Origin of the sequence: Pseudofrankia sp. DC12 (genome assembly GCF_000966285.1) — a bacterium.
In the GTDB taxonomy this organism is placed as follows: Bacteria; Actinomycetota; Actinomycetes; order Frankiales; family Frankiaceae; genus Pseudofrankia.
Genome location: NZ_KQ031391.1, coordinates 919,702 through 944,205 on the forward strand (window position 1 = coordinate 919,702; position 24,504 = coordinate 944,205).

The 24,504-nt window shown below is 72.8% G+C and carries 27 protein-coding genes; 16 read left to right on the plus strand and 11 right to left on the minus strand.

Annotated features, from left to right (window positions below):
- Positions 1-62 precede the first annotated feature (62 nt).
- From FRADC12_RS03740 to FRADC12_RS03755, 4 genes are all read left to right on the plus strand, one after another.
- Positions 63-500, plus strand: coding sequence for a Fur family transcriptional regulator (locus tag FRADC12_RS03740; protein ID WP_045875566.1), 438 nt, complete (start codon positions 63-65; stop codon positions 498-500).
- Positions 501-553: 53 nt separating this feature from the next.
- On the plus strand, positions 554-988 hold the full coding sequence (locus FRADC12_RS03745) for a rubrerythrin family protein (RefSeq protein ID WP_045875567.1): 435 nt from the start codon (positions 554-556) through the stop codon (positions 986-988).
- Positions 989-1,221: 233 nt separating this feature from the next.
- On the plus strand, positions 1,222-1,815 hold the full coding sequence (locus FRADC12_RS03750) for a DUF3501 family protein (protein WP_045875568.1): 594 nt from the start codon (positions 1,222-1,224) through the stop codon (positions 1,813-1,815).
- A 49-nt stretch (positions 1,816-1,864) separates the two neighbouring features.
- Complete coding sequence (locus FRADC12_RS03755) at positions 1,865-2,260, plus strand: type II toxin-antitoxin system PemK/MazF family toxin (protein ID WP_045875569.1); 396 nt, start codon at positions 1,865-1,867, stop codon at positions 2,258-2,260.
- Between the two features lie 82 nt (positions 2,261-2,342).
- Here FRADC12_RS03755 and FRADC12_RS03760 read toward each other — a convergent pair whose 3' ends face one another.
- Genes FRADC12_RS03760 through ctaC form a run of 3 tightly spaced genes read right to left on the minus strand, consistent with a single transcriptional unit; the run spans position 2,343 to position 5,214 of the window.
- The gene (locus tag FRADC12_RS03760; RefSeq protein WP_045875570.1) at positions 2,343-2,744 is read right to left on the minus strand and encodes a cytochrome c oxidase subunit 4; all 402 of its coding nucleotides are present in this window, start codon (positions 2,742-2,744) and stop codon (positions 2,343-2,345) included.
- Positions 2,741-4,456 carry an aa3-type cytochrome oxidase subunit I gene (ctaD, locus tag FRADC12_RS03765; protein WP_045875571.1) on the minus strand — a complete coding sequence of 572 codons (1,716 nt, stop codon included), beginning with the start codon at positions 4,454-4,456 and terminating at the stop codon, positions 2,741-2,743. The genes FRADC12_RS03760 and ctaD overlap by 4 nt, the downstream gene beginning before the upstream one ends.
- Entirely contained in the window at positions 4,453-5,214 is a 762-nt protein-coding gene (ctaC, locus tag FRADC12_RS03770) for an aa3-type cytochrome oxidase subunit II (RefSeq protein WP_502685224.1), read from the minus strand. The genes ctaD and ctaC overlap by 4 nt, the downstream gene beginning before the upstream one ends.
- A 527-nt stretch (positions 5,215-5,741) precedes the next feature.
- Here ctaC and FRADC12_RS03775 point away from each other — a divergent pair.
- Positions 5,742-6,890 (plus strand): cysteine desulfurase family protein, encoded by a 1,149-nt coding sequence (locus FRADC12_RS03775; protein ID WP_045875572.1) that lies wholly within the window; start codon positions 5,742-5,744, stop codon positions 6,888-6,890.
- The gene (locus FRADC12_RS03780; RefSeq protein ID WP_045875573.1) at positions 6,887-7,162 is read left to right on the plus strand and encodes a sulfurtransferase TusA family protein; all 276 of its coding nucleotides are present in this window, start codon (positions 6,887-6,889) and stop codon (positions 7,160-7,162) included. The genes FRADC12_RS03775 and FRADC12_RS03780 overlap by 4 nt, the downstream gene beginning before the upstream one ends.
- 88 nt (positions 7,163-7,250) lie before the next feature.
- Here the strand turns inward: FRADC12_RS03780 and FRADC12_RS03785 are convergent, their stop codons facing one another.
- Positions 7,251-8,234 (minus strand): carbohydrate kinase family protein, encoded by a 984-nt coding sequence (locus FRADC12_RS03785; RefSeq protein WP_045879048.1) that lies wholly within the window; start codon positions 8,232-8,234, stop codon positions 7,251-7,253.
- Between the two features lie 303 nt (positions 8,235-8,537).
- Positions 8,538-8,903 carry a HesB/IscA family protein gene (locus FRADC12_RS03790; RefSeq protein ID WP_045875574.1) on the minus strand — a complete coding sequence of 122 codons (366 nt, stop codon included), beginning with the start codon at positions 8,901-8,903 and terminating at the stop codon, positions 8,538-8,540.
- 315 nt (positions 8,904-9,218) lie between these two features.
- On the opposite strand from FRADC12_RS03790, the gene FRADC12_RS03795 reads away from it, so the two are divergent.
- From FRADC12_RS03795 to FRADC12_RS03810, 4 genes are all read left to right on the plus strand, one after another.
- The gene (locus tag FRADC12_RS03795; protein WP_157488681.1) at positions 9,219-9,458 is read left to right on the plus strand and encodes a hypothetical protein; all 240 of its coding nucleotides are present in this window, start codon (positions 9,219-9,221) and stop codon (positions 9,456-9,458) included.
- Between the two features lie 257 nt (positions 9,459-9,715).
- Entirely contained in the window at positions 9,716-10,906 is a 1,191-nt protein-coding gene (gene nadA, locus FRADC12_RS03800; RefSeq protein WP_045875576.1) for a quinolinate synthase NadA, read from the plus strand.
- Complete coding sequence (locus FRADC12_RS03805) at positions 10,906-11,523, plus strand: DUF3043 domain-containing protein (RefSeq protein WP_045875577.1); 618 nt, start codon at positions 10,906-10,908, stop codon at positions 11,521-11,523. Before nadA ends, FRADC12_RS03805 begins: the two co-directional genes overlap by 1 nt.
- A gap of 216 nt (positions 11,524-11,739) precedes the next feature.
- Entirely contained in the window at positions 11,740-12,702 is a 963-nt protein-coding gene (locus FRADC12_RS03810; RefSeq protein ID WP_045875578.1) for an aldo/keto reductase family protein, read from the plus strand.
- A gap of 54 nt (positions 12,703-12,756) precedes the next feature.
- Here FRADC12_RS03810 and FRADC12_RS03815 read toward each other — a convergent pair whose 3' ends face one another.
- The 3 genes from FRADC12_RS03815 to FRADC12_RS03825 all read right to left on the minus strand — a co-directional run bounded on the left by FRADC12_RS03815 (position 12,757) and on the right by FRADC12_RS03825 (position 14,232).
- Positions 12,757-13,401: a TetR family transcriptional regulator gene (locus tag FRADC12_RS03815; protein WP_084010430.1), complete on the minus strand. Its 645-nt coding sequence runs from the start codon at positions 13,399-13,401 to the stop codon at positions 12,757-12,759.
- A 2-nt stretch (positions 13,402-13,403) separates the two neighbouring features.
- Complete coding sequence (locus tag FRADC12_RS03820) at positions 13,404-13,898, minus strand: nitroreductase/quinone reductase family protein (RefSeq protein WP_045875579.1); 495 nt, start codon at positions 13,896-13,898, stop codon at positions 13,404-13,406.
- 121 nt (positions 13,899-14,019) lie between these two features.
- Positions 14,020-14,232 carry a hypothetical protein gene (locus FRADC12_RS03825; RefSeq protein WP_045875580.1) on the minus strand — a complete coding sequence of 71 codons (213 nt, stop codon included), beginning with the start codon at positions 14,230-14,232 and terminating at the stop codon, positions 14,020-14,022.
- A 242-nt stretch (positions 14,233-14,474) separates the two neighbouring features.
- Between FRADC12_RS03825 and FRADC12_RS31975 the strand changes: the two genes are divergently transcribed.
- Both FRADC12_RS31975 and FRADC12_RS03830 read left to right on the plus strand, forming a co-directional pair.
- Entirely contained in the window at positions 14,475-14,627 is a 153-nt protein-coding gene (locus FRADC12_RS31975; protein ID WP_198152766.1) for a hypothetical protein, read from the plus strand.
- Positions 14,628-14,714: 87 nt separating this feature from the next.
- Positions 14,715-15,179, plus strand: coding sequence for a hypothetical protein (locus tag FRADC12_RS03830; protein ID WP_045875581.1), 465 nt, complete (start codon positions 14,715-14,717; stop codon positions 15,177-15,179).
- Here FRADC12_RS03830 and FRADC12_RS03835 read toward each other — a convergent pair.
- Positions 15,152-19,363, minus strand: coding sequence for a DUF4062 domain-containing protein (locus FRADC12_RS03835; RefSeq protein ID WP_045875582.1), 4,212 nt, complete (start codon positions 19,361-19,363; stop codon positions 15,152-15,154). The genes FRADC12_RS03830 and FRADC12_RS03835 overlap by 28 nt on opposite strands.
- A 136-nt stretch (positions 19,364-19,499) precedes the next feature.
- Here FRADC12_RS03835 and FRADC12_RS03840 point away from each other — a divergent pair, with 136 nt between their 5' ends.
- Together FRADC12_RS03840 and FRADC12_RS03845 are read left to right on the plus strand one after the other, a co-directional pair.
- Positions 19,500-20,813 (plus strand): nicotinate-nucleotide--dimethylbenzimidazole phosphoribosyltransferase, encoded by a 1,314-nt coding sequence (locus tag FRADC12_RS03840; protein ID WP_084010431.1) that lies wholly within the window; start codon positions 19,500-19,502, stop codon positions 20,811-20,813.
- A 25-nt stretch (positions 20,814-20,838) separates the two neighbouring features.
- A complete protein-coding gene (locus tag FRADC12_RS03845; RefSeq protein WP_045875583.1) occupies positions 20,839-21,084 on the plus strand; it encodes a hypothetical protein in 246 nt (81 codons plus the stop codon).
- Here FRADC12_RS03845 and FRADC12_RS03850 read toward each other — a convergent pair.
- Positions 21,065-22,648, minus strand: coding sequence for an ATP-binding protein (locus FRADC12_RS03850; RefSeq protein ID WP_045875584.1), 1,584 nt, complete (start codon positions 22,646-22,648; stop codon positions 21,065-21,067). The two genes, FRADC12_RS03845 and FRADC12_RS03850, sit on opposite strands and share 20 nt — an antisense overlap.
- A 323-nt stretch (positions 22,649-22,971) precedes the next feature.
- Here FRADC12_RS03850 and FRADC12_RS34200 point away from each other — a divergent pair, with 323 nt between their 5' ends.
- On the plus strand, positions 22,972-23,388 hold the full coding sequence (locus tag FRADC12_RS34200; protein WP_349305923.1) for a nicotinate-nucleotide--dimethylbenzimidazole phosphoribosyltransferase: 417 nt from the start codon (positions 22,972-22,974) through the stop codon (positions 23,386-23,388).
- Complete coding sequence (locus FRADC12_RS34205) at positions 23,322-23,540, plus strand: nicotinate-nucleotide--dimethylbenzimidazole phosphoribosyltransferase (protein ID WP_045875586.1); 219 nt, start codon at positions 23,322-23,324, stop codon at positions 23,538-23,540. The genes FRADC12_RS34200 and FRADC12_RS34205 overlap by 67 nt, the downstream gene beginning before the upstream one ends.
- 630 nt (positions 23,541-24,170) lie before the next feature.
- On the opposite strand, the gene FRADC12_RS03865 is transcribed toward FRADC12_RS34205, so the two are convergent.
- Positions 24,171-24,503 (minus strand): hypothetical protein, encoded by a 333-nt coding sequence (locus FRADC12_RS03865; protein WP_157488682.1) that lies wholly within the window; start codon positions 24,501-24,503, stop codon positions 24,171-24,173.
- Between the last annotated feature and the right edge of the window lies 1 nt (position 24,504).

Below are 24,504 nucleotides of genomic sequence, written 5' to 3' on the forward strand. Positions count from 1 at the left end.
TCCGCCCAGAGCGGACCTGGCCAGCGCGGTCTGGCCATCTCGGTGCCGAAGGACGGTGACGCGTGCCGGAACAGCAGGAGCTGCGGCTGACCCGGCAGCGCGCCGCCGTGCTGGCGGTGCTGCGGTCGGCGCACGACCATCCGACCGCGGCCGAGGTCTACGAGCGGGTCCGCGCGGTGGCTCCCGGCATCGGGAGCGCCACCGTCTACCGCTCGCTCGCGCTGCTGGTCTCCACCGGCCACGCCCTGGAGCTCAACCTCGGCGCCGGGGCCGCCGCCCGCTACGACGCCAACACCGACCGCCATGACCACGCGGTCTGCGACCGCTGCGGGCGCGCGGCCGACATCGACCACCCCATCCCCAGCGGGATGGTGGCGGAGATCGCCCGGAACTCGGGCTTCTCCATAACCGGCTACGACCTGCAGTTCCGTGGCCTGTGCCCGGACTGCACGGACGGCCTGGCCGGTGGCTCTCACCCCGGTTCACCCGGCGGCGCCTGACGACCTCCGTGGGCCCCACCGGGCGCAACGTCCAACTCGACCGAGGAGCACGCATGCCCAAGCTCGAAGGCACCAAGACCCACACGAACCTCAAGGAGGCCTTCGCCGGCGAGAGCCAGGCGAACCGCCGCTACCTGTACTTCGCGCGCCGCGCCGACATCGAGGGCCTGACCGACGCCGCCTCGCTGTTCCGCGACACCGCGGAGGGCGAGACCGGCCACGCCTTCGGCCACATGGACTTCCTGGCCGAGGTCGGCGACCCGGCGACCGACCAGCCGGTCGGCGACACCCCCAAGAACCTGGCCTCCGCCGTCGCCGGTGAGACCTACGAGTTCACCGCGATGTACCCGGGCTTCGCCAAGGACGCCCGCGAGGAGGGCTTCGAGGAGATCGCCGACTGGTTCGCGACGCTGGCCCGGGCCGAGAAGACCCACGCCGGCCGGTTCCAGAAGGCCCTGGACGCCGTCCTCGCCGAGGCCGACGCCTGAGCCAGCACCACCGCTGACGGCACCACCACCCGCCGGCGCCGGCCCGCGCGGCCGGCCGGCACAGCACCCACCCGGGCCGGGGCATCTCGGGCCCGGCGGCCGCGCCTGGCCGCCGGCGTCCGGAGCCCCGGCCCGCGCCTTCCCTGGCGGCCACGGCTGGGCAGGAACTCCCCTGGGCGATAAGCCGTCCGCCTGGGACGCTGGACCGAATCACCTGAACCAGGGGGTTACCGATGACGCTGACCGTCCAGGACATCACGACCGACCATCAGGCGTACGCGGCCGGGCGCGCCGAGGCGCGCAAGCGCATGATCCCGGTCCGGGCCGAGCGGCGCGTCCGGGTCGGCGACATCCTCGTCTTCGAGTTCGAGAACCAGGCGACGCTGCGCTACCAGGTGCAGGAGATGGTCTACACCGAGCGGCTGACCGACCCGGCCGACGTCGAGCACGAGGTCGAGGTCTACGGCCGCCTGATGCCGACCAGCCACTCGCTGACCGCGACGATGTTCATCGAGCTGCGGAACACCGAGTCGGTCCGCGACGAACTGCGGCACCTGGCCGGCCTGCAGAACGCCCTCTCGCTGGAGATCGACGGCGAGACCGTCGCCGCCGAGGAGATCCGCGGCCCCGACGAGGACCTCAACGTCCCGAGCGAGACCGTCTCGGTGCACATGTTCCGGTTCCCGCTGAACGACGAGCAGCGGGACAAGTTCCGCGACCCAGCGGTGACCGTCGAGCTGGCCGTCGACCACGAGGCCTACAGCGACTCGACCGCCATCAAGGGCGCCACCCGCCGGTCACTCATCGCCGACCTCAGCCTGCGCTGACGACACCCGCGTCGAACCGCCCCGGGCCCGCCGCCGCTACGCTCGGGGCATGATCGGGGACTTGCGGGACGAGATCGTGTACGAGCCCGAACGGGACGGGAAGCCCGACCCGGGCGAGGTGGTGTGGGCCTGGGTGCCGTTCGAGGAGGACCCCAGCCAGGGCAAGGACCGGCCGGTGCTGCTGATCGGCGCCCGGGGTGACCGGCTGCTCGGCCTGATGCTGACCAGCAAGGACCACGACCGGGACGCCGAGCAGGAGGCCCGCCACGGCCGGCACTGGATGGACGTCGGCACCGGCGGCTGGGACCGCGAGGGACGCCCCAGCGAGGTCCGGCTCGACCGGCTGCTCGTCCTCGACCCGGACGGGGTGCGCCGGGAGGGCGCCGCGCTGCGCCCCGCGATGTTCGAGCAGGTCGCCGAGGCCGCGCTGCGCTTCCAGGACTGAGACTTCCCAGCAGAACAGGGCGTGGCCGGCGGTACGGGACTCCCGTACCGCCGGCCACGCCTTCGTCGTACCGGGCCCCGTCCTAGTCCTCCGGGACCGGCGGGTGAATGAAGTTCTCGAAGACCAGGCAGGTCGCGAAGAACACGGTCATCAGGCCGCCGATGAAGCACAGCCAGATGCCGAAGATGAACCCCGAGACCAGCACCGTGGCGCTGGCCGCGATGAAGAACGGGTAGTAGCTGCCCGGGGTGAAGTGCCCGAGCTCGCCCGCGCCGTCCGCGACCTCGGCGTCCGCAAGGTCCGACGGGCGCATCCCGATCCGCTTACCGGTGAACAGCAGGTAGAAGCCCACCAGGAAGCCCATGCCGGCGGTCAGGGCCAGCGCGGCCGTGCCCGTCGGGTCCTTCGAGTAGATCCAGTAGATGACGTCGACGATCACCGCGAAGACGCCGAAGATGCTGAAGACGTACCCCTCAACCCTCATGTCGCGGCCCCCTTGGCGCTGATGAGCTCCGCGGCGGCGCGCTGCCGTTCGAGGGCCTCCGCCGCGATCGCCGGGTAGTGCAGGTCGAACGCCGGGCGCTCGGAGCGGATACGCGGCAGCGAGAGGAAGTTGTGCCGCGGCGGCGGGCAGGACGTCGCCCATTCGAGCGAGTTGCCGAAGCCCCACGGGTCGTCGACCTGGACGATCTTGCCGTGCTTGTACGAGTGCCACAGGTTCCACACAAACGGCAGCGTGGACAGCGCCAGGAAGAAGGCGCCCGCCGTCGAGACCGTGTTCAGGGTGGTGAACCCGTCACTCGGGCTGTAGTCGGCGATCCGGCGCGGCATGCCCTTGATGCCCAGCCAGTGCTGCACCAGGAACGTCAGGTGGAACCCGAAGAACAGCGTCCAGAAGTGGACCTTGCCGATCCGCTCGTCCATCAGCCGCCCGGTGACCTTCGGGAACCAGAAGTAGACGCCGGCATAGGCGGCGAACACGACCGACCCGAACACCACGTAGTGGAAGTGGGCGACGACGAAGTAGCTGTCGGAGACGTGGAAGTCGATCGGGGGGCTGGCCAGCAGGACGCCGGTCAGGCCGCCGAACAGGAACGTCACCAGGAAGCCGAGGCTGAACAGCATCGGTGTCTCGAAGGTGAGCGAGCCCCGCCACAGCGTGCCGATCCAGTTGAAGAACTTCACGCCCGTCGGCACCGCGATGAGGAACGACAGGAACGCGAAGAACGGCAGCAGGACGGCGCCGGTGACGAACATGTGGTGCGCCCACACCGAGATCGACAGGGCGCCGATGCCGATGGTGGCGAACACCAGGCCCTTGTAGCCGAACAGCGGTTTACGGGAGAAGACCGGCAGCACCTCGGTGATGATCCCGAAGAACGGCAGGGCGATGATGTAGACCTCGGGATGCCCGAAGAACCAGAACAGGTGCTGCCAGAGGATCGCGCCACCGTTGGCCGGGTCGAAGATGTGCGCGCCGAACCGGCGGTCAGCCTCCAGCGCGAACAGCGCGGCGGCCAGCGGCGGGAAGGCCACCAGTGCCAGGATCGACGTCACCAGGAAGTTCCAGCAGAAGATCGGCAGCCGGAACATCGTCATACCCGGGGCCCGCAGGCAAAGGATCGTGGTGATCATGTTGACAGCACCGAGGATGGTGCCCATTCCCGAGGTGGCCAGGCCCAGCACCCACAGGTCACCGCCGACGCCCGGCGAGTAGGTGGCGTTCGACAGCGGCGCGTACGCGAACCAGCCGAAGGCCGCCGCGCCGTCCGGCGTCAGGAAGCCCGCGACGACCGTCAGGCTGCCGAACAGGAACAGCCAGAACGACAGTGCGTTCAGCCGCGGGAACGCGACGTCCGGCGAGCCGATCTGCAGCGGGATCAGGTAGTTGGCGAACGCGAAGGCCAGCGGCGTCGCGAACATCAGCAGCATCAGCGTGCCGTGGATCGTGAACAGCTGGTCGTACTGCTCGTTCGAGAAGAACTGCAGGCCGGGGCGGGCAAGCTCCGCGCGCATGCACAACGCGAGGATGCCGGCGAACGCGAAGAACCCGAACGACGCCAGGAAGTACATGATGGCGATGTCCTTGTGGGACGTCGTCCGCAGGTAGCCCAGGAGCGTGTTCATCGCCTTGGGCGGCTCGTGGTGCGCCGGGGGCTCCGCATGCCCGACCGGCGGCTCGTGGACAAGTGTCACTGTCCGCTCCCGGTGGTGGTGCCGGCGGTGAGCGCGGGCGCACCGGCGGCCGTGGCGGTGGCCGTCTCACGCTCGCTGATGAACTTGTCGTACTCGGCGGCCGGGACGACCTTCACGTAGAAGTTCATCTGGTCGTGCCCCTGGCCGCACAGCTCGGCGCACCGGCCGATGAACGTGCCGGTGCTGTCCGGCGTCACCTCGAACTGGTTGATGCGGCCCGGGATGACGTCCCGCTTGAACAGGAACTCGGGCACCCAGAACGAGTGGATGACGTCCGGCGACGTGAGCACGAAACGCACGGTCCGGCCCTCGGGAATCTCCAGCACCGCGGGCACGCCCGGCTGGCCGGTGACCTCGACGAGGTTGCCGCCGTTCTTGCCGGTGTCCATGTACCGGAACTGCCAGTTCCACCGGAAGCCGACCACGTTCACCGTGACGTCCGGGTTCTTCGACAGATGGTCGATCTTGGTCTCGTCCCGCGCCGTGTAGTAGAACAGCCCGACGGCGACCACGAACGGCACGATCGTGTACAGCACCTCGACGGGGAGGTTGTACCGGACCTGCCGCGGCAGCGCCTCGGACCGCTTCCGGAACGCGATGATCGCGTAGAAGATCAGGCCCCAGACGATCACACCGACGGTGAGCGCCGCGATGGCCGATCCCTGCCACAGGTTCAGAATGCGGTGGCTCTGCACGGTCGCGCCGCCGGGGAAGCCGAATCTCGGCTCCTGACAGGCGGTCGCGGCCAGCGCCAGCACACTCAGCCCGACACCCAGCCGAACAACGCGCCGGGTACGACCACGCCCGCCGCGGCCCGGGACGGGCGCGCTACCGGCATCGGCGGCGGAAGGGCCGTTCGGGGGCGGCGAAACGTCGCCCACAGCTGTACGGGCCCGTGGGCCGCCGGGCGCGCACGGCTCCGCCATGCTCGCGCGCCCGTTAGCCAGGCCCGCCGGCCGGGTCCGACCGAAGGAACTCCTCACCAGGTCCTGCCTCCCACGACTACGCCCAACCCGGGACACACGACTGGGTCACCTGGGCGAACGCACGGTCTTCGACACGCTGTAGTTGCTGCGACGGGAGCGTATCCCAGCCGACGTCACGGTTCTCGCCAGAGGCCCTCCCGCGCCAGGGTTCACACCCTTCGATCCCGCAGCCGAAAGCGCAGCGTTACGGACTATGACGATCTGTCGCGAAATCGGGGTGTCCAGCCCGCCAAGGGCGCTCCGGACGGGCCGGTCCAGACGGGCACGGCGTGTCGTCGTGCCGGCGTAGCGTCGACGGCGTGCCGGCCTATCTCGACCACGCGTCGACGACCCCGCTGCACCCGGCCGCGCGGGCCGCGCTGCTCGCCGCGCTCGACGACGGCTGGGCCGACCCGGCCCGGCTCTACCGGGAGGGCCGCCGGGCCCGGATGCTGCTGGACGCGGCCCGAGAGAGCGTCGCCGGGGTGCTCGGCGCCCGGGCCGACGAGGTCTCCTTCTGCGCGAGCGGAACATTCGCCGCCCACCAGGCCGTGCTGGGCACGGCCGCCGGCCGCCGCCGGGCCGGCGACCTGGTGCTGGTCAGCGCCGTCGAGCACTCCAGCGTGCTGCACGCCGCGGACCGCCACGAGCGGTCCGGCGGCCGGGTGCGCCAGCTTCCCGTGGACGTCCACGGACGGGTGGACCCGGCCGGCTGCGCTCCCCCACCGGGCACCGCTCTGGTGAGTGTGCAGCACGCCAACCACGAGGTCGGCACGGTGCAGCCGGTGGCGGCGGTGGCCGAGATCACGCACGCGGCCGGGGTGCCGCTGCACACGGACGCCGCCATGACCGTCGGGCGGGTCCCGGTCGACGTCCGCGTGCTCGGGGCCGACCTGCTCACCGCGAGCGCGCACAAGTTCGGCGGCCCGCCCGGCGTCGGGATCCTGGTGGTGCGGGCGGGTACCCGGTGGGCGAACCCGATGCCCGCCGACGAGCGCGAGCACGGCCGCGCGGCCGGCTTCCCCAACCTGCCGGCGATCGTCGCGACGGCGACCGCGCTGCACGCCCAGGCCGGCGAGCTGGCCGCCGAGCGCGACCGGCTGGGCGCGCTGACCGCCGAGCTGCGCGCCCGGCTCCCCGCACTGGTCGACGACGTCGAGCTGCTCGGCGATCCGGACCCTGCCGGCCGGCTGCCGCACCTGGTCGCGTTCTCCTGCCTGTACGTGGCGGGCGAGGCGCTGCTCGGCGAGCTCGACCGGGCCGGGATCGCGGTGAGCAGCGGCTCGAGCTGCGCGTCGGACGCGCTGACACCCAGTCACGTGCTGGTGGCGATGGGCGCGCTGACGCACGGCAACATCCGTGTCTCGTTCGGCCGGGACTCGTCGGCCGCCGACCTGGCCGCGCTGCTGGACGCGCTGCCCGGCACCGTCGCCGGCATCCGCGAGCGAGCCGGAGTCGTGGGCCTGTGAGCGAGGCGAACGACGGGACGCGGCAGGCGCCGGACGCCGGAGGCCCGCCGGACCTGGTCGTGGACGCGCTGGGCCGGCACTGCCCACTGCCGATCATCGACCTGGCGAAGCGGTTCGACGACGTCCCGGTGGGCGGGACGGTAGAGCTGCTGGCCGACGACCCGGCCGCGCCCGCCGACGTGGCCGCCTGGTGCCGCCTGCGCAAGCAGGAACTCCTGAGCGCCCGTGAGCTGCACCGCGGCCAGGCGTTCCTGATCCGCCGCGTCTCCTAGCGGGTGTCCCCCGCCTCAGTCCTACGTCGTGGTCGCGGGCCTGCGCCCATCAGCGACCAACGCGTAGGACTGAGGCGGGGGCTTGGGCTCAGACTCCGGGCAGGTAGTCCTTGATCTCGTTGGCGGCGTCGGCACCGTAGGCCTCGGTGAAGCGCTTTAGCAGCTCGGCCGGGTCAGCCTCGTACTCCTGCGGGCCGACAGTCTCCAGCACCAGCGTCGCCAGCAGGCAGCCGAGCTGGGCCGACCGCTCCAGCGAGAGGTCCCAGGACCGGCCGGCGAAGAACCCGGCGCGGAACGCGTCGCCGACGCCGGTCGGGTCCGGGGTGTCCCGGGCGGGCACGACCGGGACCAGGATCGACGTGCCGTCCGCGGCCGACTCGATCCGCACACCGTCGGCGCCGCGGGTGGTGACCCGGATGCCGACGTGAGCCAGCACCTCGGCATCCGACCAGCCGGTCTTCTGCTCCAGCAGCGCCTTCTCGTACTCGTTGCACAGCAGGTAGGCGGCGCCGTCGACCAGCTGGCGGGCCGGGGCGCCGTCGACGCGGGCGAGCTGCTGGGACGGGTCGGCGGCGAACGGGTAGCCGCGCTCGCGGCACTCGTCGGTGTGCCGGGCCATCGCCTCGGGGTCGTTCGGGCTGATGATCACGAGGTCGATGCCGCCGAACCGGTCCGCGACAGGGGCGAGCTCGATGTGGCGGGCCTCGGACATCGCGCCCGGGTAGAACGAGGCGATCTGGCACAGGTCGTCGTCGGTGGTGCAGACGAAGCGGGCGGTGTGCGCCAGGTCGCTCACCCGGACCGAGGCGGTGTCGACGCCATGGCGGTCGAGCCACGAGCGGTAGTCGGCGAAGTCCTCGCCGACGGCGCCGACCAGCACCGGGTGCAGCCCCAGCCGGCCGAGCCCGAAGCTGATGTTGGCGGCGACCCCGCCGCGCCGGATGACCAGCTCGTCGACGAGGAAGGACAGCGAGACCCGCTCGAGCTGTTCGGCGATCAGCTGATCGGCGAACCGCCCGGGGAAGCGCATGAGGTGATCGGTCGCGATGGACCCGGTGACGGCAATACGCACGATGCCCAAGCCTAACGACCATGATGATCATCTGCACCAGCGCCCCACCAATCGACCGACCGCCGAACCCCGCGGGTCGCCCCCACAAAAGCCGCGAGGGCCCGGCGCCGCGGGAATGATTCCCGTCACACCGAGCCCTCGCGGACACTACGGACGCTCTACCAGACCCCGGCGTTCAGTGCCCGTCCGCCACGTCGCGCGAAGCGCGACCTCGGGGTCCGGGGTCGCCCCCGCAGCGGATATCTGACGCGGCTCACCCGGGAAGCCGCCCGAAGGGCAGCGAACAGGGTGAGCCGAGCAGCATCAGTGGAAGCTGTCGCCGCAGGCGCACGAGCCCTGCGCGTTGGGGTTGTCGATCGTGAAGCCCTGCTTCTCGATGGTGTCGACGAAGTCGATGGTCGCGCCGCCCAGGTACGGGGCGCTCATCCGGTCCACCGCCACCCTGACGCCGGAGAAGTCGAGCAGCGTGTCGCCGTCGAGCTGGCGCTCGTCGAAGAACAGCTGGTAGCGCATGCCGGAGCAGCCACCGGGCTGAACGGCGATGCGCAGGGCCAGGTCGTCGCGGCCCTCCTGCTCGAGCAGGGACTTCACCTTGCTGGCGGCCAGGTCGGTGAGGACGACCTGGCTGGGCCGGGTCTCGGTTTCCGTCGTCGTGTCCTGGACGGTCATAGGGGCTGCTCCTGCCCTTTCGGAAGGTACCTACGGGGTGCGCCGCACGGGTTCCGCGCGACCGGGACCGCGTCGGCGCCCTCCACGCGGCCCGGACGGCCCACGCGCGGCGGCGATGCCGAGCGTGTCCTGCCGGGTGTGACGCACTTCCGGTGGCGGGTGCCACCAGCAGCGGCAACAACGCCGGCCCGGTTCCGCTTCCCATCGTAGCCGCTCCCTCTCCTGTCCACCCGGGTCACGGCCCCATGCCGGCGCCGTACCCAGGCCGCGGGTCCGCACCGGCTCCGCGCCCACCTACGCGGGGTCCGCAAGCCGGTGACCATGCAGATGTACATCGAGCCCAGCCTGGACCCAAGGCCGCCGCTGTGGTTCATCGTCTCCACCGCGACGGACCACGTCGGGCAGCTACCCGGCGAGCCCCACCCAACGGGCACGGTCACGGTCGTCCCCGAAGGCGTGTCGTATGGAACCGTGACCGTGGGACGGGTGAACGAACTCGAGTACGGCGTCCAGATCACCGTGCTGCCGGGCAGATACAACTTCGTCGTGGACTAAAGCGGCGACGTGAACTACCTGCCGGGGCACGCGGCCTTCCCGGACATCCCGATTGGCGGCTGACCGGCCGGACGATCGACCGGCTCGCCTACACGCCGCCCGAGACGTCCGTCACGTGTCGCCACCGTGACTGTGGGACGAACCACGCATGGACCGCGAAGCGGAGTTAGTGTCTCGCCGACCATTCGTGAGTTAAAGTCTCAGCGACCATATGTGAGCCGACGCCTGGTTCGCGCCGGTCGACCGAGGGGGCTTCCATGACAACCAACCCCACGCTGGAGCGCATCGGCGTGACGCCGTCTCCGCTGGCCCTGCTGCTGCTCGGCCAGGGCACCGACCCGGGCAGCGAGCGCGGTGTCGACTGCCCAGGGGCCCTGCCGGCCGCCGCCGACCCCGAGCTGGCCGGACGGGCCGCCGCGGCGAAGGCAGCCCTGGGCGACAAGGTCTTCATCCTCGGTCACCACTACCAGCGCGACGACGTGATCGCGTTGGCGGATGTGACCGGCGACTCGTTCAAGCTCGCCCAGCAGGCGGCGGCCCGGCCCGAGGCCGAGCACATCGTCTTCTGCGGCGTGCACTTCATGGCCGAGAGCGCCGACATCCTCACCACCGCGCAGCAGCACGTGGTACTGCCGGACCTGGCCGCGGGCTGCTCGATGGCCGACATGGCCAGCGCCGAGCAGGTGGAGCAGGCCTGGGACGACCTGCTGGAGGCCGGCGTGGCCGAGAGCACCGTGCCGGTGACGTACATGAACTCCTCGGCCGCGATCAAGGCCTTCACCGGCCGCCACGACGGCACGGTCTGCACGTCGTCGAACGCCCAGCAGGCGCTCACCTGGGCGTTCGGGCCGCAGCGCCGCGGCGAGCGGGTGCTGTTCCTTCCCGACCAGCACCTCGGCCGCAACACCGCGATCGGCGAGCTGGGCCTGACCGAGGCCGACTGTGTCGTCTACGACCCGCGCCGCAGGAACGGCGGCCTGACGGTCGACCAGCTGCGTGACGCGAAGATGATCCTCTGGAAGGGGCACTGCTCGGTGCACGGCCGGTTCAGCCGGGAGTGCGTCGACGAGGTGCGGGGCCGCATACCTGGGGTAAGTGTCCTGGTACACCCCGAGTGCAGGCGGGAGGTTGTCACCGCCGCCGACCTGGTCGGGTCGACGGAGTACATCATCAAGGTGGTGGACGCGGCGCCGGCCGGCTCGGCGTTCGCGATCGGCACTGAGCTCAACCTGGTGCAGCGGCTCGCGAACCGTCATCCGGACAAGAACATCGTCTTCCTGGACCGGACGGTGTGCTTCTGCTCCACTATGAACCGCATCGACATGCCACACCTCGTGTGGGCGCTGGAGTCCCTCGTCCGCAGCGAGCCGGTCAACCGGATCACGGTCGCGCCGGATGTGGCCCACTACGCCCGAAAGGCCCTCGACCAGATGTTGGCGCTCCCCTGATGCCCTCGATCAACCTCAAGAAGCGGTCACGCGACGTTGAGCCGGAACCGACCGACTCCGACGCCGACGTCGCCGAGCCCGTCGGCGCCGACGGTCGCACGACGGCCAAGAAGGGCCGGCCGACACCGAAGCGCTCGCAGGCCCGGGCGACCCGCGCGTCCGGTGGCTCCTTCGGCGCGCCCGCGACGACCAAGGAGGCCCGCGCGCGGGACCGCTCCGAGCGCCGGCGGCTTGTCCAGGACCAGCGCGCGGCGATGCGCTCCGGCGACCTCTCGAAGATGCCGCCCGGGGAGCGGGTTCCTGAGCGGGTGCTCGCCCGCGACATCGTCGACAGCCGCTACAACGTCGGCCCGGTGTTCCTGATCGTGATCGTCGTGTTCTACCTGGGCAGCTTCTTCCCGAGCGCCGCGGTACACCAGGTCGTTCTCTACGTGATGCTGCTCGGCCTGTTCGCGATCATCGCCGACAGCTACTACCTGTCGCAGAAGGTCGGCAGGGCCGTCGCCGAGGCATATCCCGGCTCCCTGGTCAAGGTGAAGATGTACGCCGTGCGCCGGGCGATCGCCCCCAGAAGGTTCCGCATGCCCAAGGCCCGGGTCACGCCCCGCTCCCGGTAGGGCGGCGGCCGGAGACGGCGCTTCGCGCCTCCGGCCGCCCGCCTCGGGCGCTGAGCGCCCTCCCAACCCCTGATGTCCGTCGGTGCGGATGTCGGGGGTTGGTGCATTTCTGGCTCGGGTTTCGTGGACGGGCGACGCCGCAGACCGCGGTGGAGCCGGGGCGAGGGATGTCCCGCTCCGAGCCTCCCGCCCATGGACGGGCCATAGGGTTGGTCTGTGGAATACCGACGCCTCGGGCAGAGCGGCCTGACTGTCAGCCAGATCTCGTACGGGAACTGGATCACCCACGGTGACCAGATCGAGGCCGAGCAGGCGGTCGCCTGCGTACGGGCCGCCTTCGACGCGGGAATCACCACCTTCGACACCGCCGACGTGTACGCCGGCGGGCAGGCGGAGAGCGTGCTCGGCGAGGCGCTCACCGGCGTGCGGCGTGAGTCGTACGAGCTCGCGACCAAGGTCTTCTGGCCGACCGGCCCCGGCCAGAACGACAAGGGGCTGGGCCGCAAGCACATCGTCGAGTCGATGAACGCGTCGCTGAAGCGGCTGCGGACCGACTACGTCGACCTCTACCAGGCGCACCGCTACGACCCCACAGTGCCGCTGGAGGAGACGCTGCGGGCGTTCGACGACCTGGTCCGGGCGGGGAAGACGCTCTACGTCGGCGTCTCCGAATGGTCCGCCGACCAGATCGCCGACGCGGTGCGGCTGGCCGGCGAGATGGGCCTGGACCGGATCATCTCCAACCAGCCGCAGTACAACATGCTGGTTCGCGCGATCGAGGCGGACGTCGTGCCGACGTCGGCGAGGTCGGGCATCTCCCAGATCGTCTGGTCGCCGATCCTGCAGGGGGTGCTGACCGGCAAGTACCTGCCGGGCCAGCCGCCGCCTCCCGGCAGCCGGGCCACCGGCTCGACCGGCGCGACGTTCATCGGGCAGTGGCTGCGCGAGGACGTGCTGGCCGGCGTCCAGAACCTGAAGCCGATCGCCACCGACGCGGGCCTGTCACTGGCGCAGCTCGCGGTCGCCTGGGTGCTGCAGAACGACAACGTCGCGTCGGCGATCATCGGGGCGACCCGGCCCGAGCAGGTCCGCGAGAACGTCAAGGCGGCCGGAGTCGTGCTCTCCCCCGAGATCATGGCCCGCATCGACGACGCGCTCGGCGCGGTCGTCGAGCGGTAGGCGCACCGGTCCCAGCCAGGGCGTTCGCCCGGTGCTCCCACCCGCGGCGCGGGATCACCGGGCGAACGCCGCCGCCAGGGCCCGCCAGGTGGCGTCGAGGTCCGACGTGTCCGAGTAGGCCCGGTCCATCTCCAGGATCACCGCGCCGTGGGCCGCGGCGAACAGCGCCTGCGCCACGTACGGCTCGCCGGTGGCCCGGTAGAACGGCTCGCCGGACCAGGCGTCGAGCCCCGCTGTGAGCCGGCCCCGGTCGATCCGGCCGGACGTCGCCAGCCGGTAGAGGTTCGCCTCGCCCAACGCGACCCGCCGGTACTCGGCCAGCAGCGCGCCGACACCGTCGCTGGCCGCCGCCGCGTCGACGACCGCGTGCAGCGCGTCACCGATCTCGAACAGCGCCGCCTCGACGAGCGCGGCCTCCAGCGCCGCCTTCCCGGGCAGGTGCTTGTACAGCGACGCCGCCCGGATGCCCACCTCGCCGCCGACGCGGCGCATCGTCAACGCCTCAGGCCCCTCGGCCGCGAGCAGCGCACGGCCCGCGGCCAGGATCTCCCGGACCCGCGCCGAGTACGCGGGCGGCGCCGGCCGCGCCGCGACCCGCGGCAGCGGCGACGACGGCGGCAGCGGCGCGGCGGGCGACGGCGGCAGCGGCGCGGCGGGCGGCGGCGGCGGCGGCGCGGCGGGCGGCGGCGGTTCCAGCATGGTCACCCGATCTTCTCAAGGACGAAGGCCGGGTGGCGCGGGGCGATCGCGGCGAGCTCCTCGTCCGTCGAGTCCGGGCCGACCCCGCCGAAGAAGACACCCACCTCGGCCTTCCAGCGCCGCAGGTAGGCCCGCAGCACCGGGACCTTCTCGTCGTCGGTCAGCTCGGTGGCCCGGTAGCGGGACCGTGACCGGCCGAGCAGCAGGTCCAGCTCGCCGCCCGCGGCCCGCGCGTTGCGCACCCACTGGGAGTGGCCACGCGGCGAGACGAGGTACCCACGGCCGTCCAGCGTGAGCAGGTTCACCGGGGTGCGCCGCGGCTCGCCGCTGACCCGGCCGCGCACCTCCAGCACCCGGCTCCCGAGGACGCTGACGCCCGCGCGGGTGGCGAGGGCCACCAGCCCGTTGAAGACCTTGCGGGTGAGGACGCCCGGCTCCTGGTAGTGCGGCGCCTCGGCCGGCTCCGGGGTGGGCGAGGTGGCGGCGGTGTCGTTCATGACGTGCTCCCTTGGGGTTGCTAACAGCGTTAGCCATACTGTGGGCTAACGCTGTTAGCTTCGTCAAGGGCTCTGGCTAACTTTGTTAGCCGAGGCGCCGGAGCACCCCGGCTCGCACTCGTCAGGTGGTCGGGCGAAGGCTCATCGGGCCGTAGATCTTCTTGCCGGCGTCGCACAGGGTCACCTGGGTGACGCCGCCCTCCAGCAGCTCCGGCCAGGCCTCGCCGATCCAGGTCTCCGCGTCCCCCTGGCTGGAGAACGACTCCGAACCGGACGCCCCCGCCACCGTCACCCCAGCGCCGTCGTCACCCTCGTACCGCCAGGTCCAGCTCACCGCGCGCCTCCTCCACTCTGCCGGCGGCCACCCGCCGCCTGCTCCATCCAACCCACATCGGCCACTGGCACGCGAGGAACGCTCCCGGCCGGCAGGCCGGTGGCCCGCGGCCCCGGCCGAGGTTCGGGGGAAGTGTTGTGATCTGCCCGGTCACCGCCAGGTCGGTACTGGAAGGCCACCGAACCGCCCGATTGGCTACCGTAGGTGCGTCGCCGGCCCCAACCCACCGGAGGAAGATCCACGTGGTCACACTGCTCGCCGAGTCGACGGCCTCGCACAGCGGCGGGTTCGCCCCCTGGGTGGTGGCGATCCTCACCTTCGGCTCGATCATCGTGCTCGGCATCGTGCTCACCGCGATGACGCTGGCCGAGCGCAAGCGCCACCCGCACGGCTGAGCGCACCCAGGCGCCAGCGGCAGGCCGGCGGCCGCATCACCCGGTCAGCCGGTACGGCTCACCCGGAAGCCGGGTACATCAGGGCCCATGAGGTGTCGGATTGGTCACACTCTCCGGGCCTGGGCGCGGCTGGGCGCGCGGCTGCTCGCGGTGCTCGTGGGTCTCGACCTCGGGCTCGGCTGGGTCGCGGCCGACGGCGTCTCCGCCAGGCTGGCCGCCGCGGTAGCCAGCGTCGCGCTGCTCGTCGTCGCCACCGGCCGGCCGGCGGGCCGGCGGGCCCACCACGGCTGGCTGGACCGTCGCCTGGACGCCGCCTCCGCGCTGGCCCTCGGGACCACGGTCCTGGCCGCCGCCGGGGCGGCGTTCGTGCCGCCGGACCTCGGCCCCGACCCGGCCCGGACGGCCTGGCTGGCCGTCGCGCTGGCGGCCGCCGTCGCCATGCTGGGGCTGACCTTCCCGCCCCGGCCGGCCTCTTCGCCAAGCGGCGAGCCCCGGCTCACCGCGGGCCCGCGCTACGGCGGCGATCAGTCCAGGACGAGGTCGTACAGGTAGAGCCCGCCGGACGCCGCGACGACGAGCCCGCGGCCGTCGGGCAGCCAGGCGCAGTCACGGGCCGCCCCGTCGAAACGCATCAGCGTGACGCACCGCCAGCCCGTGGTCTCCCAGACCCGGGCCGAGCCGTCGCCGCCCGCGCTCGCGACGAACGCCCCGTCGGCGCTGACCGCCGCGGCGCGCACCGTGTGGCTGTGGCCGTCGAGGACCGGACCGGCTCGCCAGCCGTCGGTCCACCAGACCCGCACCGTGTGGTCGGCGCCGGCCGAGACCAGGAACCGGCCGTCGGGGGCGACCGCGAGGCCCAGCACCTCGTTCGAGTGCCCGGACAGCACGGCGAGTGGCTCAAGCGTCGCGACGTCCCAGACCAGGATGTCGCGCTGGCCGCCGCCGACGGCCACCCACGAGCCGTCCGGCGCGACGACGCATCCCCGGTGCGGGTCCCCGACCGCCGCCGCCCCGGGCTGGACCGGCCCGCCTGCGGCCGCGGCGCCCGCCCGCGGCTCCCGGCCGGCAAACGAGGCGAGCCACTCGCCGCTCTGGGTGTCCCACATCCGCGTGACGCCGTCCCGGCAGGCGCCGGCCAGCCAGGAGCCGTCCGGTCCGACGGCATAGCCACGCACCTCGCTCGGCGCGCTCAGCACCGCCCGGATGGTGCCGGTCGCCGGCTCCCACAGCCGCACTCCGCCGTCGCGGCCAGGCACCGCGACCCAGCTGTCGTCGGGCGCGATCGCGCCGCCGCGGTTCGGGCTCAGCCGCTCCCCAGCCAGCGCCGCGCGGGGCTCGGCGGTAGCCACGTCCCACTGGACCGCGGTCGAGTCCTCGGAGACCGAGACGATCCAGGTTCCGTCGTTGCTGGCGACGCAGGCGCGCATCCCCTCGTCCCGCCCGCCCGGCGCGACGTCGGCGTCCGCGGACCGCACGTCCCAGATCCGCAGGACGCCGTGCCGCCCGGCGGAGACCAGCCAGGTCCCGTCGGCCGCCAGCGCGCAGACGGCCGCCGTCCCGCTCGGGCCGACGAGCTGGTGGCGCGCGCCCGTCGCCGTCTCCCAGAGCCGCACGATCCCGTCGGACGCGGTCGCGGCCAGCCAACCTCCGTCCGCGGACAGCGCGCAGCCCCGCGCCGGGCCGGTCGCGCCCAGGTCGTAGCGGGCGACGGCCACGCCAGCCGCCGGGTCCCAGCGATACGCGATGCCGTCCTGGCCCACCGAGGCGAGCCAGTGCGGCCCGCTACAGGTGGCCAGCCGGCGCACCGGGCCGCGATGGCCAACCAACCGGCCAGCCGGGACGCCGTCGTCGGCGAACAGCCGGATCTGACCGTCCTCGCAGGCCGCCGCGAGCAGCCGGCCGTCCGGGCTGATCGCGACATCCCGCACCGGCTGCCCCGCCGCGACCGTGACCACGGGGCCGGGGCGGCCGGTCGCCGTGTCCCAGTACCGCACCGTGCCGTCGTCGCCGCAGCTGGCCAGCCAGTCCCCGGCCGGGGCGACCGCCACGCCGCGCACGGCGCCGTCGTGGCCGGGCAGGTCAAGCCGGGCCTGACCGCCGGCCGCTGGCCAGACCCGCGCCGTGCCATCCGCGCCGCCGGACACCAGCCAGTCACCGCTCGGCGCGATCGCGCAGGCGTGCACCGCGCCGCGGTGCCCGGCCAGGGTCGCGCGGGCCGCACCGGTGTCGGCCTCCCAGAGCCGGACGGTGCCGTCGGAGCTGGCGGAGGCCAACCAGTCGCCGGCCGGCGAGATCACGCAGGCGTCGACCCAGGAGTGGTAATGGCCCGGCAGCACCCGGACCAGGCCCGGATGGGGCTGGTCCGGCAGGCTCCACCGGTTGACCAGCCGCGGCCCGGTCACCGTGCCGGCGAACCGGGCCAGCGGCTCGGCCAGCGCGGGCAGGCCGTCGAGCCGGCTGAGCAGTACCGCGTCCAGTGCCTCCGGCGGTTCCGTCGGGCTGAACAGGTGCGCGGTCTGGCGCAGCATCCGGCGAAGCGCGCGCGGTGCCCGGTCGGCCGGCGCCAGCTCCCGGGCCAGGGCGAGATCGGCGTCCAGGGCGACCAGGCCGAGGCCGGGCCGGCCCAGCTTCGCCGCCGTCCACCGCAGGTCCCGCACCAGCGCGAGCACCTCGTCGACCCGGCCGGCGCCGGCCAGGTGCGCGGTCAGGTGCGTCCACACGTAGCCGGCCCCGGCCGGCAGCCGCCACCACTGCGCCGGCTCGGCGGGCGTCGCGCCGGCGACCGGCGCCGGGATCACCGGGCCGAGGCCGTCGTCCAGGTCCTCGCCGTCCAGGCCAGGGCCGCCAGCGCCGGCCGCGCCGAGCAGCCGGTCGCGCAACGCGTCGCACAGCACCCCGTGCAGCTCGCGCAGCCGCTCCTCGCCGACGCGGACCCGCAGGTAGGAGCGCAGCACGTCCTGGAGCAGCAGGGCCGGCGGGTGCCGGTGGTAGGCGAGCACCAGCGACAGGTCCGCGAGCTCCTGACACAGGTCGTCGACCTCGTCGGGGCTCAGGTCGCCGGTGGCGCCCCAGTAGGCCTCCAGGACGTAGCGAGGGATGTCGGCGTCCTCCGGGAAGATCGCCAGCTCCAGGTACCGGTCGAGCTCGTCGCCGGTGAGCAGGCCGACGCTGGCCGACAGGGTCGCCTCGACCGCCTGGTTGCGGTCCTCCAGCCGGGTGACGTCGAAGGCGGTCGGGCCGCGTCGGTCCAGCCGGCGCAGGACCCGGTCGGCGGCGCGGGCGGGCGGCACGCCGTCGCGCACCATCCGCACCAGCGCCCGGTTGACCAGCAGCAGCAGCACCGGCCAGCGGCCGGTCGCGTCGAGCAGCTGGTGCATCCGGTCCACCGGCAGCAGCCCGGCGGCCGGCGCCGAACCGTCGGCCGGCGGCCACCCGTCGTCGGCCGCCTCGACCCGAACCGGCGGCAGGCTCACCGCGCCGGCCCGGTCGGCGCGCACAGCCAGCGCCGAACCGGGACCGGCGAGGTCGAGGGTGAGCAGCCGCTCGGCCTCGGCCTCGGCCATCCCCGCGACCTCGATCCGGTCGGCGAGGCCGGCGTCCGGCGGCAGGTCGCGCATCCGGGTGGTGACCAGCCGGACACAGCCCGGCCCGCCCTGCAGAAACGGGGCGAGCTGGCCGCGGACCCACACGTCGTCGACGACGAGCAGCCGCGGCGGCGAGCCGAGCAGCTCGCCGAGCCGGAAGCCGGCCTGCTCCGGGTCCGCGAGCGCCGGCCGGACGCCGGACAGTGCCTCACTCAGGTCGTTGATCTTGTCGGCCAGGGTGGCACCGCTGACGGACTCGCCCAGCGTCACCCACAGCACGCCGCCGGGGAACGCCCCGGCGATCTCCGGCCGCCGGCAGACCTCCGCGGCGAGCGTCGTCTTCCCGAACCCGCCGACCCCGCGCAGCACGACGACCTGCGGCGCCCCACTCTGGCCGCGCGGCTCCAGCAGCCGGTCGAGCACCTGTCCGGTGAGCTCCGGGCGGGCCACCACCTTGCCGCGCCGCGACGGCACCATCCACGGACGGCGGCCGCCGGTGCCCAGCGCCGCAGGCCCGGGGGCGGCGCCGCCGACGCCGACCACCAGCACGGTCGCGCCACCACCACCGGACCGGACCAGGCCGTTGGCCGGCCCCGCCGAGGACTCGGCCTGCTCGCGCTGGCGGTCGCGCAGCTTGACCAGGGCGTCCAGCACCGCGGTCTCCAGGTCCGCCGGCGAGCGGAAGGCCGTGGTGATGATGCCGGCAGCCCGCAGCTCGTCGCGGAACCTGCGCTGCCGGTCGCCGTAGGACAGGTCGGAGAACTCCTGGATCGGGACGACGGAGTCGTCGGCGAGCAGGAAGACCAGCCGCGGGATCCCGGCCTGGGTGGCGGCCTCGAACTCCAGCTGGGTGTAGGAGAGGTCCGGCTGCTCCCGGGTCGGCGAGCCGTACCGGAACCCGATCAGGCCGACGTAGACGTCGCTCGCCCGCACCTGCGCGGCGCAGAAGTCGGCCGGCGGCTCGTCGTGAGCCCCGAAGTAGGCCATGTCGACGGCGACGTCACCGGCCCGGGCCACCGCGCGCTCGGCCGCGGCGACGAACGACAGGTCGCGCGGGTACTGGCGCAGCTCACCCGTGTGGCTGAGGAAGACCCGACGGCGCTCGCCGACCCGCCATCGCTCCGGGGACGATCCCCACCGATCCGGCAACACACCGGAAAGCTACCGCTTCCGGCGCACGTCAACTGCGCTACGTCGCCACGGCGCCCTCCGACGGCCGGATGGGCCTTGCGGGCCTTCGTCGGGGCGGCCGGGCCGGCGCTTCGAGCCATCGGGTAGTAAGGACCTTGTGGAGAACCCGCAGAGCGCCCACGCCGGGACCGCGGCCCCAGGCCCCGAGTCGCCGACGGCCGTAGCGGCCCCGGCGAGCGAGGCCGGCACGGCCCCGGACCCCGAGCCCGCCGCCACCGGGACCAGCAGAGCCACCGGGACCGGCACCACTCCCGAGACCAGCGCAGAACCCGAGACCATCACCGCTCTTGAGGCCAGCGCCGTTCTTGAGGTCAGCCCAGAGCCCGCGCCGATCGGCCCGATACCCGAACCGGACGCCGCCATCGCCGCCGCCGAGCAGGCCGCGGCGCGCGGCCGGGCCCGGGCGCTGGACCTACCGGCGGACGGGTTCGGCCGGCTGGCCGAGGTCTCGGTCTGGATCGCCGCCGCGCAGGGCGCCTCGCCGCCCCGGCCGATCACCCGCGCCCGGGCGGTCCTGCTCGCCGCCGACCACGGCGTCGCCGCGGGCGGCCTGTACCCGTGGCCGGCCGGCGCGACCGCGCGCCGGGCCGCCGCCGTCGCCGCCGGTGGCTCCCCGCTGGCCGTCCTCGCCCGCCGCGGCGGGGTCGGCCTCCGGGTCGTCGACGTCGCCGTCGCCGACACCGCGGACGAGGCCACTCCCGCCCCGGCCACCGGCTACCGCGTGCGCGCCGGCAACGGGCGGATCGACCAGGACGACGCGCTGACCGTCCCCGAGCTGGACCTGGCGTTCGCGACCGGCCGGCGGCTGGCCGACGAGGAGATCGACGGCGGGGCCGACCTACTGGTCACGGGCGCGCTCGGCGTCGGCGCGGATACCGCGGCCGCCGTCGTCATCGCCGCGTTGCGTGACCTCGAGCCGATCGACGTCGTCGACCGGGGCGACGGGTCGGACGACGAGCGGTGGATGCTGCGCACCGCGGCCATCCGGGACGCGCTGCGCCGGGTCCGACCGTTCGCCTCCGACCCGCGCTCGGTGCTGCGGGTGGCCGGTGGCGCGGACCTCGCGGCGCTGACCGGCCTGCTGATCCAGGCCGCCCTGCGGCGCACCCCGGTGATCATCGACGGCGTGCCGGGCTGTGCCGCAGCGCTGACCGCCGAGCGGATCGCCCCCGGGGCGCGGGCGTGGTGGCTGGTAGGCGCCGAGCCCGGCGACCCGGCGGCGACGCACGCCGTCGGCACGCTCGGTCTGCGGTCGTTCATCGACCTGAAGACCCGCACCGACGACGGCAGCGGCGCGCTCGCGGCCGCCACGCTGGTGATCGACGCTGTGGAGACAGCCGTCGACCTGGACGCCGCCGCGGCGACCGTCAGACGACCCGACGACGACCTCAACATCCCGGACATCACCTGATGGGCGCCCCGCCCCGGCTGGATCATTGATCAGCCCACGCGCCGCGCTCGCGGCGCTGGTGCTCGCACCCACCCGGGAGCCGGTGAACCGTCGCGAGGCCGCCTGGTTCCCGGCGCTCGCGCCGATCGGCGGCCTGCTGGTCGGCGTGCTGACCGGCGCGGTCGTCTTCGCGACGCGGATCCGGGCGGCGAACGCTCGGTCTCCGTCGCCGCCAACGCCGGTTGAGACCGTCGTAGCCGAACCAGGGGGTTTCAGGCGCGCAGGAGGGTGATGGTGCGACCGGTGGCGCTGGTCGTGGCAGAGAGGGCTGTGCGTTCCGCGATGGGCTTGGCTGTGGGGCGGCGGTCGAAGATGACGAGGGTGCCGGTGTCGAGGGCCAGGCGGTCGAGGTAGCTGTCGAGCTGAGCGAGGCCCTTGGCGAGCGGGTCCGCGTCACCGTCGGCGCGGGCCTTGAGCTCGAACGCCTCTCGCTGGACGGCGGGTCTCCCGGCTGGCCCCGGGTAGGGCCAGCGGACGAGGAGGTCGATGCGGCCGCGGCCGACGCCGTACTCCCGGTCGACATAGCCTCCGCCATTGATGACGCGCTGGAGGAAGGCCATGAGGACGAGGTGGGGCGCGGCCTCGTGATAGACCTGGCGAGACATCAGAATGTCGCCGTTGGCCCTCCAGAATCTGGTGAACTCGTTGAGGAGGCCGGGAATGTCGAGGCGGCCGTCGACGAGGACGAACGCACGCGGCCCGGGCGCGTCAGCCGAGAACTCAAGCACGCGGTCGGTAAGGACCCTGGCGACGACCTCCCGGTAGATCGGGTTGGCGATGCGGACCGGTGGGGTCTGCGCGAGCAGACCGAGATCGCGGGCGTACTGGACGTCATCGGCTGGCGGGTCGACGGCAGGCTCGGTCCCAGCCAGCACGGGTTCGATGATGACGCGGACCCTGGGCTCGTTGAGCTTGTCAGCGAGCGAGTCAAGGTGGGTTGCCCGGGCGCGGATGAGCCGTTCTTTCGCTTCCTCCACATGGCCCGCGCTGATCGGCTCGGCCGGCGGTACTTCCATCTCGTCGACGATTTCCGCGGCAAGGGCGTTCACCAGCCAGGGCTGGCCGGCTGTCAGCTCCATGACCTTGCCAACAGCTTCCGCGGTGAAGACCTGGCCGGTTTCTGCGGTGTGCTGCCCGTAAAGCTCGCGCACGTCGTCGAGGTCGAAGTCACCCAGCCGCAGCGACTTAACGATGATGTTGAACGGGCTCGGCCCGCCGAGCCGGACCGGGTCGCCGCCCGCCGCTGCTTTGTAGTCGCGAAGGTCGCGGAGGCCGCAGAGCGCGACGGACGAGGGGAAGCCCTCCGGCCGGCCACCCGCGCCGCTGCGCAGCTGACCGAGGACGCTGACCAGCGTCCTGCCCTCCAAGGCGTCGATCTCGTCAAGAAACAGCACAACAGGCCTCGGGCAGGCCTCCGACCACGCCTGCAGCGCGGCGCCCAGCAGGCCACCATCCGACGCTTCGGGCCACAGCGGCGGGCGCAGCTCCGGCGGCAGCGTGACCCGTGCGTCGGCACGAAGCCGGTCGAGGATCGCTCGGGTAGCCGCACCCACGTCATCGCCCCAGGGCCGCCCGGGCTCACAGGAAGTCAGCAGCGCGGCGTGCCCGCCACCGGCCGTCAGCTCCCGCGCCAGTGCGCCCAGCGTGGTCGTCTTCCCGGTCTGCCGCGGCGCATGCACCACGAAGTACGACAGGCGCTCGACGAGCCGCGGAACCTCCGGGAGCCGCGCGGAGGCCGGGATCATGTAGTGATTCGACGGGTTGCAGGGCCCAGCCGTGTTGAACCAGCGAGCCATCGCCTACCACCCTCCGCGGCCCCGAGGCATCAGTCGATCACCGTTGCCACTGTACGGGCAACCCCCGCCCCTGAGCCAAGTTGACGTGGCGCTCAGCCACACCTCCGAGGTCGCGAACCCGCCGCCGGCAGGCCGTACACCGACCGGGTTCCCGACCAGGCCACGTTGCTGGGTCCCGTGCTCGCGTCAACGCAACCCCGCGGCGCCCTGGCACCGAAAAACGGGGGTCCGCCGTGCGGTAGTCGCGACCGCCGCCCCGAACTCAACCTGGCGTTCGCGACCGGCCGGCGGCCGACGAGGAGATCGACGGCGGCGCCGACCTGCTGGTCACGGGCACGCTCGGCGTCGGCGCGGACACCGCCGCCGCGGTCGTCGTCGCCGCGCTGCGCGACCTCGAGCCGATCGACGTCGTCGACCGCGGCGACGGCTCGGACGACGAGCGGTGGATGCTGCGTACGGCGGCGATCCGCGACGCGCTGCGCCGGGCCCGGCCGTTCGCCGCCGACCCGCGCTCGGTGCTGCAGGTCGCCGGCGGCGCCGACCTCGCCGCGCTCTGCGGACTGCTCGTCCAGGCCGCGCTGCGGCAAACTCCGGTGATCATCGACGGCGCGCCTGGCCGCGCCGCGGCGCTCGCCGCCGAGCGGATCGCGCCCGGCGCGCGCGTGGTGGCTGGTTGGGCGCCGAGTCCAGCGACCCGTCGGCGAAGCACGTCGTCGGCACGCTCGGTCTGCGGTCACTGATCGACCTGCGGACACGCGCCGACGACGGCACCAGCGCCCTCGCAGCCGCCGCCCTGGTCATCGGCGCGGTGGAGACCGCCGTCGACCTCGACGCCGCCGCCACGACCGTCAGACGGCCCGACGACGAGCTCAACATCCCGGACATCACCTGACAGGCGGCCCCGTCCCGGATGGGCCATTGATCAGGACCCGCGCCGCGCTCACGGCACTGGTGTCCTCGCCCATCCGGGACCCGGTGAGCCGGCGAGGCCGACCGGTTCACGGCGCTGGCGCCGATCGGCGGCCTGCTGATCGGGGTGCTGACCGACGCGGTCGTCTTCGCGCCGCGGATCTGGGCCAGGCTGCCCGAACGGGCAGGCTCAGCCGCTGCTCCCGGCGGCGGCCGGCGTCGCGACGCTGGCGCTGCTGACCCGAGCCCGGCATCTCGCCGGCCTGGCCACGGTCGCTGATGCGCTCGCCAGCGGGCGTATGGAGCCGCTCCGGCTCGGCCGACCCGCACCGCCCGGCGCTCCAGATCGATTCCCCACCGCAAGCCGCGGCGCCGGGCGCGCTACTGGCCATCGTGATGACCGCCCTGTTAGCCGCCGCCGTCGGCCGCTTCGACTATGACGGCGGCGGCATCACCCGAGCCGTGCGCGCACTGATCGTGCTCGAAGGGAATGGGAAGGGTAGACGCCGCGCCCCCGTACACGCCTACAGAACCCGAAGCCCACCAGCACCGCGCGGCGGGGCGACACAGCGAACAATCTTTTGAACTCCTACTAACTTGCGGCACCCGACACTCATATCACCTCGCGCCGCAGGAATTCCAACCCATTCACAGACTCCAGCCGAAGACGGTAGAAGTCCCCGTCGCTCACCTTATCAACTGAGAGCAAAGTTACATACTCACCGAATTCAGGCTCGAAAAGGAAGGGGCCGTCTTCGTCGACCAGCTCATTTCGCTGGATTCTAAATTTTTCGCCGAAAGAACCGAGGAAGAGAAGATAGTCACCCCCCATATAGTCACTTTCATGCCAGGAGAAGTCGATCTCGAGCGCAGGCTCAACCGCCATCCGCATGGCCTCGACAGACAGAACTCGAGACCCATAAAGATCGTAAGTGTGACGGGTCATG

Excerpts from the sequence above, each read along its gene's own strand:
- FRADC12_RS03745 (WP_045875567.1), top strand. The coding sequence starts at position 554 with ATGCCCAAGCTCGAAGGCACCAAGACCCACACGAACCTCAAGGAGGCC.
- nadA (WP_045875576.1), top strand. The coding sequence starts at position 9,716 with ATGACAACCAACCCCACGCTGGAGCGCATCGGCGTGACGCCGTCTCCG.
- FRADC12_RS03760 (WP_045875570.1), bottom strand. The coding sequence starts at position 2,744 with ATGAGGGTTGAGGGGTACGTCTTCAGCATCTTCGGCGTCTTCGCGGTG.
- FRADC12_RS03865 (WP_157488682.1), bottom strand. The coding sequence starts at position 24,503 with ATGACCCGTCACACTTACGATCTTTATGGGTCTCGAGTTCTGTCTGTC.
- FRADC12_RS03850 (WP_045875584.1), bottom strand. The coding sequence starts at position 22,648 with ATGGCTCGCTGGTTCAACACGGCTGGGCCCTGCAACCCGTCGAATCAC.
- FRADC12_RS03790 (WP_045875574.1), bottom strand. The coding sequence starts at position 8,903 with ATGACCGTCCAGGACACGACGACGGAAACCGAGACCCGGCCCAGCCAG.
- FRADC12_RS03750 (WP_045875568.1), top strand. The coding sequence starts at position 1,222 with ATGACGCTGACCGTCCAGGACATCACGACCGACCATCAGGCGTACGCG.
- FRADC12_RS03815 (WP_084010430.1), bottom strand. The coding sequence starts at position 13,401 with ATGCTGGAACCGCCGCCGCCCGCCGCGCCGCCGCCGCCGCCGCCCGCC.
- FRADC12_RS03820 (WP_045875579.1), bottom strand. The coding sequence starts at position 13,898 with ATGAACGACACCGCCGCCACCTCGCCCACCCCGGAGCCGGCCGAGGCG.
- FRADC12_RS03830 (WP_045875581.1), top strand. The coding sequence starts at position 14,715 with ATGAGGTGTCGGATTGGTCACACTCTCCGGGCCTGGGCGCGGCTGGGC.
- FRADC12_RS03755 (WP_045875569.1), top strand. The coding sequence starts at position 1,865 with ATGATCGGGGACTTGCGGGACGAGATCGTGTACGAGCCCGAACGGGAC.
- FRADC12_RS03805 (WP_045875577.1), top strand. The coding sequence starts at position 10,906 with ATGCCCTCGATCAACCTCAAGAAGCGGTCACGCGACGTTGAGCCGGAA.